The 16,157-nt window shown below is 39.9% G+C and carries 18 protein-coding genes and 1 tRNA gene; 4 read left to right on the top strand and 15 right to left on the bottom strand.

Going from position 1 to position 16,157, the window contains the following annotated elements; all coding sequences use genetic code 11:
* Positions 1–37: 37 nt before the first annotated feature.
* From ACLI1A_RS16950 to ACLI1A_RS16895, 12 genes are all read right to left on the bottom strand, one after another.
* Entirely contained in the window at positions 38–415 is a 378-nt protein-coding gene (locus ACLI1A_RS16950; RefSeq protein ID WP_411409872.1) for a hypothetical protein, read from the bottom strand.
* 103 nt (positions 416–518) lie between these two features.
* On the bottom strand, positions 519–977 hold the full coding sequence (locus ACLI1A_RS16945; protein ID WP_411409871.1) for a hypothetical protein: 459 nt from the start codon (positions 975–977) through the stop codon (positions 519–521).
* A gap of 128 nt (positions 978–1,105) precedes the next feature.
* Positions 1,106–1,183: transfer RNA gene (locus ACLI1A_RS16940), tRNA-Val, on the bottom strand.
* Between the two features lie 84 nt (positions 1,184–1,267).
* On the bottom strand, positions 1,268–2,482 hold the full coding sequence (locus ACLI1A_RS16935) for a bifunctional folylpolyglutamate synthase/dihydrofolate synthase (protein ID WP_411409870.1): 1,215 nt from the start codon (positions 2,480–2,482) through the stop codon (positions 1,268–1,270).
* A 54-nt stretch (positions 2,483–2,536) separates the two neighbouring features.
* On the bottom strand, positions 2,537–3,763 hold the full coding sequence (locus ACLI1A_RS16930) for a Glu/Leu/Phe/Val dehydrogenase dimerization domain-containing protein (protein ID WP_411409869.1): 1,227 nt from the start codon (positions 3,761–3,763) through the stop codon (positions 2,537–2,539).
* Between the two features lie 71 nt (positions 3,764–3,834).
* On the bottom strand, positions 3,835–5,853 hold the full coding sequence (locus tag ACLI1A_RS16925) for an ATP-binding protein (RefSeq protein WP_411409868.1): 2,019 nt from the start codon (positions 5,851–5,853) through the stop codon (positions 3,835–3,837).
* Positions 5,854–5,920: 67 nt separating this feature from the next.
* Complete coding sequence (locus ACLI1A_RS16920) at positions 5,921–6,070, bottom strand: hypothetical protein (protein ID WP_411409867.1); 150 nt, start codon at positions 6,068–6,070, stop codon at positions 5,921–5,923.
* A gap of 54 nt (positions 6,071–6,124) precedes the next feature.
* Positions 6,125–6,274: a hypothetical protein gene (locus tag ACLI1A_RS16915; RefSeq protein WP_411409866.1), complete on the bottom strand. Its 150-nt coding sequence runs from the start codon at positions 6,272–6,274 to the stop codon at positions 6,125–6,127.
* Positions 6,275–6,326: 52 nt separating this feature from the next.
* A complete protein-coding gene (locus tag ACLI1A_RS16910; RefSeq protein ID WP_411409866.1) occupies positions 6,327–6,476 on the bottom strand; it encodes a hypothetical protein in 150 nt (49 codons plus the stop codon).
* Between the two features lie 52 nt (positions 6,477–6,528).
* Positions 6,529–6,678, bottom strand: a complete 150-nt coding sequence (locus ACLI1A_RS16905; RefSeq protein ID WP_411409866.1) for a hypothetical protein — start codon at positions 6,676–6,678, stop codon at positions 6,529–6,531.
* A 52-nt stretch (positions 6,679–6,730) separates the two neighbouring features.
* Positions 6,731–6,880 carry a hypothetical protein gene (locus ACLI1A_RS16900; protein WP_411409865.1) on the bottom strand — a complete coding sequence of 50 codons (150 nt, stop codon included), beginning with the start codon at positions 6,878–6,880 and terminating at the stop codon, positions 6,731–6,733.
* 182 nt (positions 6,881–7,062) lie between these two features.
* Entirely contained in the window at positions 7,063–7,881 is an 819-nt protein-coding gene (locus ACLI1A_RS16895) for a LytR/AlgR family response regulator transcription factor (protein WP_411409864.1), read from the bottom strand.
* Positions 7,882–7,995: 114 nt separating this feature from the next.
* On the opposite strand from ACLI1A_RS16895, the gene ACLI1A_RS16890 reads away from it, so the two are divergent.
* On the top strand, positions 7,996–8,673 hold the full coding sequence (locus ACLI1A_RS16890; RefSeq protein WP_411409863.1) for a response regulator transcription factor: 678 nt from the start codon (positions 7,996–7,998) through the stop codon (positions 8,671–8,673).
* Here the strand turns inward: ACLI1A_RS16890 and ACLI1A_RS16885 are convergent.
* On the bottom strand, positions 8,668–9,744 hold the full coding sequence (locus ACLI1A_RS16885) for an anhydro-N-acetylmuramic acid kinase (RefSeq protein WP_411409862.1): 1,077 nt from the start codon (positions 9,742–9,744) through the stop codon (positions 8,668–8,670). The genes ACLI1A_RS16890 and ACLI1A_RS16885 overlap by 6 nt on opposite strands.
* A gap of 86 nt (positions 9,745–9,830) precedes the next feature.
* Between ACLI1A_RS16885 and ACLI1A_RS16880 the strand changes: the two genes are divergently transcribed.
* The 3 genes from ACLI1A_RS16880 (at position 9,831) to ACLI1A_RS16870 (ending at position 14,222) form a co-directional block, all read left to right on the top strand.
* The gene (locus ACLI1A_RS16880) at positions 9,831–10,973 is read left to right on the top strand and encodes an acyl-CoA dehydrogenase (RefSeq protein WP_411409861.1); all 1,143 of its coding nucleotides are present in this window, start codon (positions 9,831–9,833) and stop codon (positions 10,971–10,973) included.
* 426 nt (positions 10,974–11,399) lie between these two features.
* The gene (locus tag ACLI1A_RS16875; RefSeq protein ID WP_411409860.1) at positions 11,400–11,744 is read left to right on the top strand and encodes a helix-turn-helix domain-containing protein; all 345 of its coding nucleotides are present in this window, start codon (positions 11,400–11,402) and stop codon (positions 11,742–11,744) included.
* Positions 11,745–11,831: 87 nt separating this feature from the next.
* Entirely contained in the window at positions 11,832–14,222 is a 2,391-nt protein-coding gene (locus ACLI1A_RS16870; RefSeq protein WP_411409859.1) for a hybrid sensor histidine kinase/response regulator, read from the top strand.
* Positions 14,223–14,227: 5 nt separating this feature from the next.
* Here ACLI1A_RS16870 and ACLI1A_RS16865 read toward each other — a convergent pair whose 3' ends face one another.
* Together ACLI1A_RS16865 and ACLI1A_RS16860 are read right to left on the bottom strand one after the other, a co-directional pair.
* Complete coding sequence (locus ACLI1A_RS16865; RefSeq protein WP_411409858.1) at positions 14,228–15,586, bottom strand: sigma-54-dependent transcriptional regulator; 1,359 nt, start codon at positions 15,584–15,586, stop codon at positions 14,228–14,230.
* Positions 15,587–15,723: 137 nt separating this feature from the next.
* Complete coding sequence (locus ACLI1A_RS16860) at positions 15,724–16,017, bottom strand: hypothetical protein (RefSeq protein ID WP_411409857.1); 294 nt, start codon at positions 16,015–16,017, stop codon at positions 15,724–15,726.
* Positions 16,018–16,157: the final 140 nt, after the last annotated feature.

Below are 16,157 nucleotides of genomic sequence, written 5' to 3'. Positions count from 1 at the left end.
TTACGGTGCGGTATGACGTTAAAATCCTGAAAAAGAATTATGCAATGGGAGGCCTGAACAATGCCCCAAGATGAGGATTGTGCCTTAAGGTATCGGTATAATTAATAGTAATGTGCGTGGTGGGTGGCACAACATATACATTTGACGTATAAACACGGTTAGGTATAAATACCAAATGGGATATATGATGATCTATGTTTTTAAAGGGCAGCTGCTTGTCTTTTTCGTCGTCGGCATCCTTAATGTCTTTCCCCCAATAGTGCATGGCCAGGAAATCAGAAAAAGTAAGCGTATCATTTCGCTGCTGATGATCTGCATAATGCTCCATAAGTACCGGAACCTTAAACAACTGCTCAAAAAGGCAATTATTAAAGTTTAACACAAGGATGAGTATGTAGATACATAATTTTTGCACAATACAAAGTTATTGAGAAAGTTAATACCCACAAATTATTTATGGCAATTTCGTAAAGCTATTTCAGTTCGGGGCAAACAAAAAACCAGAAGATAACACACAACTATTCAACATCATTAATTTTAAGTTTACCATTCTCTTGGATTAAAGTAACCTTAATCTTGATTGTTTCAACCTTTTTGGTTCCAAAATCATTTATAGTAACCTTATAACTTACCAAATATTTACCCTTCCCTTTTAAAGAGGTAATATTCAAAGTTTTAATCTCATTTTTATTTGCATAATAATTACTTATCAATATATCGTAATCCAAGCCAGACTCTTCAAAGTTATTATTCAAAACTTTCTGAAATTCTTTAGAACAATATTTTGCTTGTAACTGTTTTAATTTGCCTATCAAAACTGAAGACTCACCACCTTGAGACCAAGCAGCATTATAGGCAATATAGAATTCTTTAAGAAATTCTACCGGGGAAACATTCTTCTCTTGATTATCAAAATCCTTTATTGAAATATTATGCGTTAGCAACACAACGCTAAAAAACAAAAATAAAGTTTTCACATTGAATAAGTTTAGTTCTACACACTTCGAACCACAAGAATTAACGAAGTTATCCAATTAATATATTAACAACCAAATATACTAATATAAAAAAAGGACAAAGAGTAAAAAAACTTCTTTGTCCTTTATGGTGGGCGATGAGGGGTTCGAACCCCCGACCCCCTCGGTGTAAACGAGGTGCTCTGAACCAGCTGAGCTAATCGCCCCAATCTATCGCTTTACGTAGCTGTTATTAGTTCCGTATTGCGAGTGCAAAGATAGCACTGTTTTTCGTTTCTGCAAGCGTTTGACTATAAAATTTCGGCAACAACAAAGGTGCTTCCTCCCACATAAATAAAATCATCTGCTTCAGCATCCTGAAGTGCAGCCTCATAAGCCACATTTACATCACTAAAAATTTTTCCTTCCAGTCCATATTTTTTTGCATCATCGGCTAAAATTTGTGCGTCAAGTCCCCTTGGCACGTCCGGGCGAGTGAAATAGTACATCGCATTTTTAGGAAAAAGAGGCAAAATTTCATCAAGCTTTTTATCGTTTACCACACCCAGCACAAAACGGAGCGTTTTATAAGGTTGCGCTATTACCTGTTCTAGCACGGGTTTTAGTCCATGGCTGTTATGTGCAGTATCAGCTATTACTGTAGGATTTTCGTGAATTTGCTCCCAACGTCCGCGCAGGCCGGTATTTGCAACCACATTAAGCAAGCCTCTTTGTATATCCGCCTCATCTACCTGCAAAACACCTTTCAGCACATCTATTGACTGTAACACTGTAGCCCTGTTTTTCTTCTGGTAGTCACCTTTCAGTACACTATCATATTCAGGCCAGTTTCTATCGAATGCAAAATAGATATCTGAACCGGTTTCTACTGCTTTTTGTTCAAATACCGGGCGGGTTTCAGCAGTGTACTCCCCTATCACCACCGGGATACCTGGCTTTATAATTCCGGCCTTCTCCCCTGCTATAGCTTGCAATGTATCGCCTAGAAACTGGGTATGATCCATGCCGATATTTGTTATAACCGAAAGTAACGGGGTTATTATATTCGTACTGTCCAGCCTTCCGCCCATACCGGTTTCTATTATGGCTATATCTACGCCTTCCTGTACAAAATAGTCAAACGCGAGCCCCACGGTCATTTCAAAAAAACTAAGCGATTCCTGCTCAAAAAAGACTTTATTCCGCGCAACAAAATCTACCACAAAGGCTTCGCTTATATCCTGTCCGTTTATCTTTATCCGCTCCCTGAAATCCTTAAGATGTGGCGATGTGTACAAGCCCGTCTTATAACCGGCCTCCTGCAATATACTGGCCAGCATGCTCGACGTACTACCTTTACCGTTAGTGCCGGCAATATGAATTGCCTTTAGCCTACGTTCAGGGTTGCCCAAATGATTTGCAAGCAAAAGCGTGTTTGTAAGGTCTTTTTTATAAGCCGATGCGCCCTGTAGCTGATACATAGGCAGCTGGCGGAACATCCATTCGGTGGTTTCTTTATAATTCATGTTTAATAAAAAATGGGGCTGTTAAAGCCCCATCTAATTTATATAAATAATGTGTTATACAAGCTGCCTAAGGGCAATTTCAAACGCGGTGAAGCTAACACCTGTTTTTGCAGTGTTTTCTGCGTAAACTGATTGCATAGCGTTTTTAATAATATCACTCGCGTCTTTAAACACTGCCTCATCAGTCATAGAAACTTTGCTTTCCATAAAATAAGCAAATACCCTGGCCATACCGCAGTTAGATATAAAGTCAGGTATTAGGCTTACTTTTTTATCGGTAGCTTCCATTATAGGGCCAAAGAAGATTTCTTTATCAGCAAACGGCACATTAGCACCACAAGATATAACCTCAAGACCGGCAGCCACCATAGCATCTACCTGCTCTCCGGTTACAAGCCTTGATGCTGCACACGGTGCAAATATCTCAGCGCCCACACTCCAAACTTTTTCATTCAGTTCAGCAAACGGAATCATGTTTTCAGCAACAAGCTTATTACCATCTTTATCAAGGAAAAGCTGCTGTATTTCGTCAAATGTAAAACCGTTTTCATTAATAAGTCCGCCATCGCGGTCTATTATACCTACTACTTTGGCACCAAGTTTAGCAAGGTAAAATGCTGCCGCCGAACCTACGTTTCCAAACCCTTGTACTATAGCTTTTTTGCCTACAATGCTTCCACCATAAATGTCATAGTAATGATTTACCGCTTCGGCAACACCATAACCGGTAATCATATCAGCCACAGTATACTTACGATTTACATCAGGTGAAAAAGCAGGATTTTCTATAACTTTTACCACACCCTGGCGCAGCTGGCCTATGCGGTTTATCTTATCTGCTTCGGTAGGTTTAAAATGTCCTGTAAAAACCCCTTCTTGCGGGTGCCATACACCACACTCCTCGGTAAAAGGAATCACTTCGTGTATTTCATCTACGTTAAGGTCGCCACCGGTACCATAATAGCTTTTAAGCAATGGAGAAACCGCCTTGTACCAACGTTTAAGTACACCCTGTTTACGAGGATCGTTAGGGTCAAAGTTAATACCCGATTTAGCTCCGCCTATTGCCGGACCCGATACGGTAAACTTCACTTCCATGGTTTTAGCAAGCGAAAGTACCTCGTTCATATCAAGGCCTTTTCGCATACGGGTACCGCCACCGGCTGCACCACCACGCAATGAGTTTATAACCGTCCACCCTTCGGCTTCGGTTTCACTGTCTTTCCAGTTAAAAACTATCTCAGGTTGCTTATTTTCAAATTTTTGTAACAGTTCTTTCATTTAGCCGTGCTTTGTTTTGTGCGGCACAAATATAACAAAGATATTTTGAGTTTTTCTCATTAAAGTATCGTTTACAATGCAAATTGTACATTAATATTCGCACCCTCTCCCGGCGATGAATCTATCCTTAAAACCCCGTTTAAAGACTGGGTCCGCTGGCGCAGATTTTTTAGCCCAATACCACCCGCAGCCGCCTTGGTATCAAACCCCACACCATCGTCGTGAACGTTTACCACAATTTTTTCACCATCCTTACGGATATCTACAAATGCATTTTTAGCATGAGAGTATTTATTTACATTTTGCAGTGACTCTTGTACAATGCGATAAATGTTTACCTTATGGGTATTTGGCATTGCCAGCCAGTCAATGGCGTTATCTAAATGAAGTTCAAAATGGGTACCGAAATTGTTTTTTTGGGTATTAACCAAAAAGAAAAGCATATCGGCAAAATCTTTTCCCTGTACCAGCTTGGCGCTACGGCTCAGGTCATGCGATACCGAACGTATTTCAGCCTCAAGCGATTGCAGCTCTTTTATATAACCTTTACGCTTTTGTACCGTTTCATCATCACTTTTCCGGTTACTAAACTCCAGGTTAAGCCGCACTGCATAAATATTGTTCAGTATACCATCGTGCAGCTCCATGGCTATTCGGTTTTTCTCCTCAGACCTTGCCGACTCTACCCGCTCCTGCTGCTCAAACATTAGTTGGTAAATTTCTTCGTTTGCCTTTTGCTGCTCTTGCAGCATTACCAGTTCTTTGTTTCGGGAATTAAGATAGTAAATGATAAAAATTGCAGCCACAAACAACAGTACAACTACAGACAATCCTATAATAAACGAGTTTTTTCGCACCAGGGCATCCTTTTCATCTTTTAACTGGTCGGTTTCATACTGTATACGGGCATATTTATTACGATTTTTCAAGGCAATGGTCTGCAAGCTGTCGTTTAGGCTAACATACTCCTTCGCATACAAGAAACTCTCTTCCCTGTCTATTTGCCCAAGTCGTTCAAGGGTTTTAAGCTTATCAGGATTACTATTTATTTCGTTTGCATAAAAGTATCCTTTCTTGTAATAACGCATAGCCTTAGAGGTGTCTTTTTCCCGCTCGTAGTAATTTGCAAGATAAATGCTACCCCTCATTAAACCTTCGGTATTACCCATAGTGTCGCTCATAAATAATGCCTCATTAAGCATATCTTTAACGCCCGCCAATTCTCCTTTTAGCATTTTGGCTTTTGCCATACTTTCTATAATACTTACATAGAGTTCAGACCCCTTAGGCGCCTGAGTTGACTTCAGACCTATTTTATATTGTGCTATAGCCTGGTCATACTCTTTCCTTTTTTCGTATACAGAACCTATATTATGATAACATATAACCCTAAAAAACTCTCTATTATCCTCGCTATCATCTTTGCTCGAAAATTTTTCAATCTGGTCCAATGCCTGCTTATAATAATAAATGGACTCCTCAAAATTTTGCTGCTCATTAAGTGCCGAGGCTATTACTACAAGGCACTGGTATATTTCATAATTTTTATTTTGCTCCCTGAATAATTTAAGCGCCACCGAAGCTTCAGATTCACAAAGAACATATTCGCCCACATCATGCAGTACATAGGCTTTATACATTATTACCGAGCTAAGATCAGGGTAGTTTATAGATTTATAATAGTTCTCTGCATCTTTATAAAATATAAGAGCAGTGTCTTTAACACCAAGCTCATAATAAGCAAGCCCCTGAAGATAGGCCCCTTTACCCATACCTATAGTATCTCCTGCCTCCTTAGAGAGTGATGAGATTTTTCTACTTAACAATAGTGATTTTTTATAGTCCCTTAGATTAAAATATTTTGCCGATACTTTCCTGTAATAATTCCGGGTTAAAGAATCGTTTTTAAGTGTAGTTATAGACTGCGCCGCAGAATCTAAATATTTTAATCTTTCGTGCTGGGGGATTGAAGGAGTTTCGGCTTTTGAAAAATAACCGTCAATTTTTGCTATAGCTCCACTACGCCCACCTCTTTCGCAAGAAAGCAAGGCAATACAAAGCGCAAAAATTACACATAGGTATGTTTTCAAAATTTTTGAGGGCGATAGTATTTGTACTATCGCCCTCAAAAATAAAAAATTAAATATACAAATGCTATTAAGGATTTGCCCTAGTTGGAGGCAGTATGCCTATAGACTCATCAGCTTGTGCATTTGATACCTGTAAATCGCTATCGTCTGCAGAGCATGAAACAAATGTTGAAGCAAATGATGCAACAAGAGCTATGGTAAGGATAATTTTTTTCATGGTAGTGAAATCTTAATGTAGTAGTAAATCTTTTAGTGTTTTTTTTGTCTGCTATTAAGGATTTGCCCTGGTTGGAGGCAGTATACCTGTAGCGGTGTCAGCTTGTGCGTTTGATTCCTGTAGATCGCTATCGTCTGCAGAACATGAAACAAATGTTGAAGCAAATGATGCTACTAAAGCTATGGTAAGGATAAATTTTTTCATGGTAGTAAAATCTTAATGTAGTAGTAAATCTTTTAGTGTTTTGTGTCTGTTATTAAGGATTCGCCCTTGTTGGAGGCAGTATGCCTGTAGCGGTGTCAGCTTGTGCGTTTGATTCCTGTAGATCGCTATCGTCTGCAGAACATGAAACAAATGTTGAAGCAAATGATGCTACTAAAGCTATGGTAAGGATAAATTTTTTCATGGTAGTAAAATCTTAATGTAGTAGTAAATCTTTTAGTGTTTTATGTCTGCTATTAAGGATTTGCCCTTGTTGGAGGCAGTATGCCTGTAGCGGTGTCAGCTTGTGCGTTTGATTCCTGTAGATCGCTGTCGTCTGCAGAACATGAAACGAATGTTGAAGCAAATGATGCTACTAAAGCTATGGTAAGGATAAATTTTTTCATGGTAGTAAAATCTTAATGTAGTAGTAAATCTTTTAGTGTTTTGTGTCTGCTATTAAGGATTTGCCCTTGTTGGAGGCAGTATGCCTGTAGCGGTGTCAGCTTGTGCGTTTGATTCCTGTAGGTCGCTGTCGTCTGCAGAACATGAAACAAATGTTGAAGCAAATGATGTAGCCAGCGCTAAAGCAAGAATAAATTTTTTCATGGTAGTAAATTTTTTAGTACTTATTTTCTTAATTTTTCCCCTCAGAGACAAACTGTTATCTGTTTGTCTCTGGAGCAAAATTATGCAAGCACCACAGGCTAAACACCATGATTCAACTCACTTTTAGCCAGTTACATCAGTACACGAGAATTTAAGCTTATTTTAAGGGTGAACACATTATTTTAAATGTACTCCGGCGCTATTTTTTTAATAATAGCATCAATATTATCCTTAAAAGTTTTACTAAATGACACCGAAACCTCGTTATTATTAAGGTAACATAAAGATTTTCCGGTGTTGATGCGAGATACATAATAACTATTTACGATATAACTATTATGTATTCGATAAAAGAATGAAGGCAGGTTGTTTTCGTAATGTTTTAACGTTTTGTAAGCAGTAAGCACCTTACCGCTGTGAAGATGAAAATCGGTAGTATTGTTATCAGCCTTAAGATACACAACATCTTTTAGCGCTATAAACTGATAGTCGCCATACGACTTAATGCATATTTGAATATCAACTTCAGAGCGACCATTTTCAATGCCATTTTTCTCAAAATCAACACGTTCACTTACTTCAAACGGACTTTCAAGCACCTTAGGCACCACCGTTCCGCTAAGAGGAATAATTTTTTGGAATTTAAGCAGCGCTTTTCTTACAGATACAGACTGCAAAGGCAAAAGCAGGTAATCAAAAACACCGGCATTTATAGCATCAAAAGCAAAATCCTTGGTGTCAGACAATATTATAAAGTATGGAAGTTCATTAAGATAACGGTGTAATTCATAAATAAGCCCCAAGCTTATGTTTATGTTTCTGCCATTCTTTTTTACCGTTAAAAACACCAGTTCAGGACTGGCTTCTATAATAATATCTATTGCCTTTTCTCTGTCGGAGGCAATACCCACGCAATGATAGTCGGGAAAATCTTCAAAGAGGCGAAGCGTTTCCTGTATATTTGATGAATCGTCATCTAATATAGCGTATGTATACTGCACAGGGGGTAGTTTACTATTTAGTGGATAGAATTAGCAAATTAAATAATTAAATTTTAGTAATTTTACCGTGAGGCATTTTTTTTTAAAATTTGCATCGTGACTGAACCCCAAAAAATGAACAAAAAACTACGCATACTCATAGTTGATGACCACCCTATGACAGTAGATGGTTATATAAACGTACTTTCGGAAGAAGGTTTTCCGGGCTATGAACTAACTTTTAATAAAGCACTTAACTGCAAAGAGGCTTTTGAAATAATAACAAATAAGGAAACAAAACCTGATGTAGCCTATCTGGATCTTAGTCTGCCACCTTACCCTGAAGAAAAAATATTTTCAGGACTTGATTTAGGCATTCTTTTGCGTAAAACATACCCAGATTGCACTATTATCTTTTTAACTATGCACAGTGAGTCTTCGCTTATAGAAAGACTTATAGCCGCTACAAATCCGCAAGGGATATTGTGCAAAAGCGACATAGATATAGACGAGTTTGTAAAAGCATTCCATATAATATTTGGCGGGCAAAAGCACTACAGCAACAAAATACAGAAATCGTTAAAAGACCGCGCGCTTGATAACTTTAAGCTGGATAGTTATGACCGCCAGATACTAATGCGCCTTAGCGAAGGCATAGCCAAAACAAACATCCCTAATTACGTTCCACTATCCTTAGATAACATTACAGAACGTATAGATAATGTAAAAAAACTTATCCTTAAAGACGAAAGCACCGATAGCAACAGCGATGCCGCCCTGGTAGAAGCCGTAAAAAAGATGGGAATATTATAAACTATACACACATCCGCTACTATGGTTGTGAGGGGCGCCGGTAACACTGGCCAGCACATTGTCTTCACCCCTTAGCCTCAGTACACCTAATAGCGCAAAAATCAACGCTTCCTTATACTGTATGGCCTTATCATCGGGTATCACTATCTCTGTTTCCGGCAGCAGATTTTGCAGGCTGCTTATAAGATAAGTATTGTATGCGCCTCCTCCGGTTATAAGGAGCCTACCTCCTTTTTTTGGCAAGGTATTTATTACTGCTGCTGTTTGCCGGGCTATGTGGCGGGTAAAGGTGCGCAGCTTATCCTCTGTTTGTATATTAAACTCTTCTATAAGTGGTAATACTATTTTGTTGACATATTCCACCCCGAGCGATTTAGGGTAAGGAGCAGCGTAATACTCCAGGCTGTCAAGCTTATCCAGCAGCACAGCATTAAGCCTTCCTCCTTTAGCTATAGCACCACCGGCATCATATGGATACCCCAGCCTGTTAGCATAATAGTTAAGTACCGTGTTTACAGGCGATATATCAAAAGCCACACGCTCGCCATTCTCTTCAAATGATATATTACTGAACCCTCCAAGGTTAAGGCAGTAATCGTACCCAGAGTACAACAACCTATCGCCTATAGGCACCAGCGGCGCTCCCTGCCCACCCAGCTTTACATCCTGCACCCGAAAATCACACACTACAGTAGTGCCCACTAAGGCAGCAATTTGTGGAAGATTTCCTATTTGCAGGGTAATACCTTTTTGGGGCTGATGTAATATGGTATGCCCGTGCGAGCACACAGCATCCAGTCCGGTTATAGTATTTTCAGAAATAAAATTTGCTGTAACACCACCAAGCAACTTGGTATAGTTTTGGTTTAGTTCCTCAAGTTGGGCTTCATTATAATTTACAGCCTCTTTAAGCACCTTAACCCACTCATCAGTATAGGGTATGGTGGACGCTTCATGGATTTCATAACTCCATGCCCCATTTTTTTCCGTCAGTAAAATACGCGCTACATCTATCCCGTCCAGAGACGTACCCGACATAACACCTAAAACGTTGTAGTTTTCTTTAAGCATGGCCTAAAATTACTCCTTTTTTTTGAAAGATTACCATTAAATCCATACATTTGGACATAATCAAACAAAAAAGCAAATTAATAATTATGGACTTTCAACTATCTGAAGAACATTTAATGATACAACAGGCTGCGCGCGATTTTGCGCAGCAGGAGTTACTTCCGGGGGTAATAGAACGCGACGAAAAACAACAGTTTCCATACGAGCAGATAAAGAAAATGGGCGAGCTTGGATTTCTGGGCATGATGGTAGACCCTGCTTACGGCGGTAGCGGACTGGACACTATTTCTTATGTACTGGCCATGGAAGAAATTAGCAAAATAGACGCTTCGGCTTCAGTGGTTATGTCTGTAAACAATTCGCTTGTATGCTGGGGGCTTCAAACTTTCGGAACCGAAGAGCAAAAACAAAAATACCTAACCCGCCTGGCTACAGGAGAGGTGATAGGAGCTTTTTGCCTTAGCGAACCTGAAGCAGGAAGCGACGCTACATCTCAGAAAACGACAGCGGTAGACATGGGCGACTATTATATACTAAACGGCACCAAAAACTGGATTACAAACGGCGGCACGGCCGATGTATACCTTGTTATAGCACAAACGCACCCCGATTTAAAACACAAAGGTATTAACGCTCTTATTGTAGAAAAAGGCATGCCGGGGTTTGAAATAGGCCCTAAAGAACAAAAACTGGGTATTCGCGGTAGTGATACACACTCATTAATGTTTACCGATGTAAAGGTACCTAAAGAAAACCGCATTGGCGAAGACGGCTTCGGGTTTAAGTTTGCCATGAAAACCCTTGCGGGCGGACGTATAGGTATAGCATCGCAGGCACTGGGCATAGCATCTGGCGCTTATGAGCTTGCTTTAAAATATAGCAAGGAGCGTAAAGCTTTCGGAAAACCCATATGCGAACACCAGGCCATTGCCTTTAAGCTGGCTGATATGGCTGTAAACATAGAAGCGGCGCGCCACCTGTGCCTTAAAGCGGCGTGGGATAAAGATAACGGCCATAACTATGATATGAGCGGTGCTATGGCTAAACTATTTGCCAGCCAAACTGCAATGGATACTGCTGTAGAAGCTGTACAAATACACGGCGGCAACGGTTATGTAAAAGAGTACCACGTAGAAAGATTTATGCGTGATGCCAAAATAACCCAGATATATGAAGGAACAAGCGAAATACAGAAAATAGTAATATCGCGCGAGGTGCTTAAGGATTAAATTTTAAATACCGCATATTTTATAAGGACAGGCACAAAACCTGTCCTTTGCTTTATAAAGAAGCCTGAATTATAAACAGATAATAATTACAAAAGTTTTCGTTTCCCTTTACAACAAAGAAAAACCCCGGCACAAATAGTACTTTATTAACTACCATTAGGCACAAAATATAGGTTTTATTTGCAATTTAACAGACAAAGACAGCATTACATCGAAAAAACACTTACGAATTTTATTTTAAAAGCAGTCTTTTCTTATTTTTACTTTAAAATTAATGCTTCCACCTCCTTGTTAGCAAATTTTTATGCACAACAATAAGGATTTAGGGCATTCGTATCTGGGGGGATACGACATTCGGGAAGTAATTAAAGTAAATTAAGCATCCTACTATTTATCATAAGTGAATCCAACTAAAAAATTACTATTATGAACGTAATCGGTCAACGTATTAAAAAACTACGAGAGGAGAAGGGTATTACCCAAGACGCAATGGCAGTACAGCTTGACGTTACGCAAAGCAACTACGGCCGCCTTGAAAAAGATGACAGAAGGCTAAATGTGGTAAAACTGCTAAAAATTGCCCGCATTCTGGATGTAAACATTATGTATATGTTTAACGGTATGGCAGAAAGCGGCACCGAACAGCCCAAAGAAAGCAGCCTGACGCAAACAAACAAAGAAGTATACGAGATACTTGTAGAAAGTTTGCGTGCAGAAATACAACATCTTAAGGAAGAAGTAAACTTTTTGCGCGTTATAGTACGAAGCTAAAAATATATGCCCGCGCAGGGCGGGCATAATTTTATTAAGGCTATACCGTTATACCTTAACTACTGAAAAAATCAGTACCTTTATTTCATGGTACAAAAACCCAAGGCGGTTAAATACAAAGTTATTTCCGGCTACGTGCTGCTTTTTGCCGTTGCCGTATTATCGGTATGGTTTTCCTATACCGAAATACTAAAAATCACCCCTACTAACAGGCTTTCAGACGATAATGCACGCATTATACGCATAAGCAATACTGTAGCTGCCTTATACTCTTCTGAAGCCATAAGCCGCAGCGCTATAATCTCTGCCGACAAGGCCGAACTGAAACGCTATTTTAAGCTAACCGATAGTATAGCTGCGGTAATAGATTCTATAAAAAAACAATCAGAACCATCACAGGAAAAAAAATTTGACAGTATACAGCTGCTTATACAACGCAAAAAAGTTAGTGTAGCAGATATTTTCAAATTCAGGGAAGACCACAAAGACGACGAATATTACTCTAATGCCATTTCGGGCATGCGCACCGCCTACGACTCTGTATGGCAAAATATAAAACCCGTTACAGCAAGTAAGAGAAACCAGTACGAAGAACTGGCTGTAAAGCTTTTATCCAAAAAACAGTTTGACTCTCTAAGCAAGCTACCCATAAGCAATGATGTTTATAAAAAAGAATCACTTAAGGTGTTACAGGAAATGCGGAAAAAGAGCTTTAAGGTAAATTACCAGCTGTATCGTCGCGAACAAAAATTACTGGATGAAAACCGTGTAATATCCGACAGGCTACGTGCACTGCTTAGTTCTCTTGAAAACGAATCTTTAAAAAATTCTTACGCCGAAATAAGCAATGCCCGTAACACAATGAGCAAAACAGCCAAAACCCTGGCCTGGGTAGGTGCCGGCACATTGTTCCTGCTTATTATACTAGCATGGGTTATTATTCGCGACCTAAGCATTAACCAGGATTACCGCCGTAAACTGGAAATACTTAACCGCGAAAACGAAGAACTACTACGTACTAAAGGAATGCTTATGGCTACAGTAACGCACGACCTACAAACGCCACTAAACAGCATATTAGGCTTCCATGAACTATTAAAAAACTCAGCGCTGACCGAAGGGCAACTTGAATATCTTGACAATATAAAAGAGTCTGCCGGCTATATCATGAAGCTGGTTAATGACCTCCTTGATTTCTCGAAACTGGAAAACAACCGCATTTCTATAGAAGAAGTTCCTTTTAATGTTAAGAAAATAATAGAAACAACCTGCAATTCCCTTTCGCCAATGGCCGAGCAAAAAGGAATAGAGCTGAACTGGGACGTGGAAGACGTATTAGATAAAAACTATCTTTCAGATCCTTACCGCATAAAGCAGGTCCTTACTAACCTGGTGAGTAACGCCATTAAATTCACCAACGAAGGATCTGTAGAAGTAACTGCAAAAATAGAAGGCTTCGAAATTGCAATCTCGGTTATAGACACCGGTATAGGCATAGCGCCTGATAAGCACGCAGCAGTATTCCGTGAGTTTACCCAGGCGCATGAGGGCATTGAAAAGAAATTTGGCGGCACCGGACTGGGGCTCACTATAAGCAAGCGCATTATAGAGCTGCTGGGTGGCACCATAACACTGGAAAGCCAGGAAGGACAAGGCACAATATTTACCATAACCATACCTTGTATAGCCGCAAAAAACAATACCGAAACACCTGCTGAAAACACTAATAGTATAGACATATCTGGCAAAAGGATTATAGTAGTTGACGACGACCTGATGCAACTGCGCCTGATGAAAGAACTACTGCAAAACAACGGAGTTATTGTTACCACCGAAGCTAATGCGGCCAATGTAATTGCTTTGCTTGAAACTGAGCCGGCCGATGTGGTACTTACCGACATACAAATGCCGGGAATGGACGGTTTTGATTTGGTGGAAAAAATCAGAAGCCATAGCAACCCGAATATAGCATCGCTTCCGGTTATGGCACTATCGGGCAGGCGCGATTTAGAGCCGGTTCAGTACACCGAAAAAGGGTTTACCGGCACCTGCCATAAACCCATAAATTTTGATGCCCTAAAAGCACTCATAGCAGGCGTGGCACCTACAACTACCCCCGTTGCTGACACCACTGAAAAAAGCGAAAAACTGTATGATTTACGCAGCCTGTCGCAGTTTACACAAAACGACCCTGCTTCGCTAAAACTGATTATAGATACGTTTACTGAAAGCTCGGTTGATAACTGCACAGAACTTATAGCTGCCGCCGAAAGCCATGACAACGACAGGCTGGCTCGCATAGCGCATAAAATGATACCCATGCTTAAGCAAATGGAAGTGCACAGCATAGCAAAACTACTGCTGCCAATAGAAGAACAGACACTGCCATTTAAGGGAGCCGAAAGGATAACATATTGTGAACAGATATGTGCACAGATGGAAACCCTGTGCCGCATGCTGCAAAAAGAAATTGCTTAATACCGCTATAAATCGATATTGTACAATTTTAGTTTATTGTAAAGTGTTTTGCGGTCTATATCTAATAAGCGGGCTGCTTTAGACTTGTTGTAATTAGCTTTCTCCAGCGCCTTCATTATAGCAGCTTCCTCATTTTCCTTGGTATAACCAAAACCCGACGTTTCCTGTGGCTGTGGTTCGCGCATTTCTACCGGAAGTACATCAATAGAAATTATATCGCCGCGCTCCAGTAATACCGAGCGTTTAATGATATTCTTCATTTCGCGCAGGTTACCCGGCCATGAATATTCTTTAAAAAGCTGTGTTACTTCAGTACTAAAACCTGCTATTTCCTTACCTAATTCGGTATTTGCCGTATTCAGGAAATGCTTGGCAAAAACCATGATATCTTGTCTACGGTCGGCAAGGCGGGGTACCCTTATACAAAACTCATTAAGCCGATGGTACAAATCTTCCCTGAAATCACCACGTTTTACCGCTTCGTTCAGGTCTTCATTTGTAGCCGCTACCACACGTATGTCTACATTAATTTCGTGGCTGCTTCCTACAGGCTTTATTTTGCGTTCCTGTAGTGCGCGCAGCAGTTGCACCTGTACTTCGTAAGAAAGGTTACCCACTTCATCAAGAAATAAAGTACCACCGTTGGCTGCTTCAAAATGCCCGGTCTTATCAGTAACAGCACCGGTAAACGAACCCTTTAAATGCCCGAAGAACTCACTTGAAGCCAGCTCTTTTGGTATGGCGCCGCAGTCTACCGCTATATAAGGTTTTGCGGCACGTTTGCTTTGGTCGTGTATAGAACGCGCTATATGCTCCTTACCCGTACCGCTATCACCAATAATCAGCACAGACATATCTGTAGGCGCCACAAGGCTTATATGATCGTGCAACTGAGACGAATTACCGCTAACACCTTTTACAAAAGCCGGTACACCAGTAGTTTTTTTCTCCGCTACGGTTTTAACCGCTTTACTTTTTACATCCTCTACCACAGGAGTCTCTGCTTTTTTAAGCGCCTGCCCTATTAGATGTAGTATTTCTTCGGGATTAATGGGTTTACCTACATAGTCTAAGGCACCCAGTTTCATGGCATTTACAGCCGTTTTTATATCAGTATAGCCCGTCATTAAGATAACGGTAGCCTTGAGCGAGTTTTCGCGTATGTATTTAAGCAACTGCATACCATCGGTATCAGGAAGCCTGATATCGGTAAGTACCACATCATACTCCCCTTCCTTCAGCAGTTCCATGGCCTGCACACCGGTAAAAGCATTTTCCGCATTATACCCCTTTTTCTGCAAAAAGGTTTTCAGCATTACGCAGAAAGCCGTATCATCATCAACTACAAGAATTTTAGCGCTCATTTGGGGATAAAAAAGGATGTTATTTGCAAATGTAAGTTAAAACAGCCTTTGATAATGTTAATAAAAAACAAAAGGGAACTATCGTTCCCTTCTGCCGAAGAATTAAATTCTTCAAATCACCTTACTATATGTTGTATTTACTTTTGTTCTTTTAAAAACTCGCCTTTAGAGTTATAAAAAACAGTAACCTGTGTTTGCTCTTTTTTAAGTACCAACTTGTACTCAGAATCTTCTGAAACATAAGCTTCAGCTATAGTATAGCCTTCGTACTTTTCGGTAATCTCTTTTAAAACAGCTGCTGCCACTTTATCTGCAGCAATTTTAGTGTACACTTTTTCCTGCATCACAGTATCCTGAGACAGCGGTGTGGCGAATGCACTAAAACCATTTAGCATCGTGCCAACAACTATTATTAAAAGAAACTTTTTCATAGCAATGTTTTTTGTTTGATTTGATTAAGTAAGTACAAAACGCAAGCCAAATAACGGCAACAAGCCTAAAAACAACAAAACCATTGAAAAATAAAGAGTTACCTATAATTTAGATAAATATTCAGGAAGTAAAAAAGTGT

The sequence above is a fragment of the Flavobacterium sp. RHBU_3 genome (genome assembly GCF_046613565.1).
In the GTDB taxonomy this organism is placed as follows: Bacteria; Bacteroidota; Bacteroidia; order Flavobacteriales; family Flavobacteriaceae; genus Flavobacterium.
This window is presented reverse-complemented; position numbering and strand designations above follow the sequence as displayed.

Bases quoted from the DNA above. Each gene is read 5' to 3' on its own strand.
- ACLI1A_RS16910 (WP_411409866.1), bottom strand. From the start codon at position 6,476: ATGAAAAAATTTATCCTTACCATAGCTTTAGTAGCATCATTTGCTTCA.
- ACLI1A_RS16905 (WP_411409866.1), bottom strand. From the start codon at position 6,678: ATGAAAAAATTTATCCTTACCATAGCTTTAGTAGCATCATTTGCTTCA.
- ACLI1A_RS16880 (WP_411409861.1), top strand. From the start codon at position 9,831: ATGGACTTTCAACTATCTGAAGAACATTTAATGATACAACAGGCTGCG.
- ACLI1A_RS16935 (WP_411409870.1), bottom strand. From the start codon at position 2,482: ATGAATTATAAAGAAACCACCGAATGGATGTTCCGCCAGCTGCCTATG.
- ACLI1A_RS16860 (WP_411409857.1), bottom strand. From the start codon at position 16,017: ATGAAAAAGTTTCTTTTAATAATAGTTGTTGGCACGATGCTAAATGGT.
- ACLI1A_RS16915 (WP_411409866.1), bottom strand. From the start codon at position 6,274: ATGAAAAAATTTATCCTTACCATAGCTTTAGTAGCATCATTTGCTTCA.
- ACLI1A_RS16890 (WP_411409863.1), top strand. From the start codon at position 7,996: ATGAACAAAAAACTACGCATACTCATAGTTGATGACCACCCTATGACA.
- ACLI1A_RS16885 (WP_411409862.1), bottom strand. From the start codon at position 9,744: ATGCTTAAAGAAAACTACAACGTTTTAGGTGTTATGTCGGGTACGTCT.
- ACLI1A_RS16930 (WP_411409869.1), bottom strand. From the start codon at position 3,763: ATGAAAGAACTGTTACAAAAATTTGAAAATAAGCAACCTGAGATAGTT.
- ACLI1A_RS16865 (WP_411409858.1), bottom strand. From the start codon at position 15,586: ATGAGCGCTAAAATTCTTGTAGTTGATGATGATACGGCTTTCTGCGTA.
- ACLI1A_RS16920 (WP_411409867.1), bottom strand. From the start codon at position 6,070: ATGAAAAAAATTATCCTTACCATAGCTCTTGTTGCATCATTTGCTTCA.
- ACLI1A_RS16900 (WP_411409865.1), bottom strand. From the start codon at position 6,880: ATGAAAAAATTTATTCTTGCTTTAGCGCTGGCTACATCATTTGCTTCA.
- ACLI1A_RS16870 (WP_411409859.1), top strand. From the start codon at position 11,832: ATGGTACAAAAACCCAAGGCGGTTAAATACAAAGTTATTTCCGGCTAC.
- ACLI1A_RS16875 (WP_411409860.1), top strand. From the start codon at position 11,400: ATGAACGTAATCGGTCAACGTATTAAAAAACTACGAGAGGAGAAGGGT.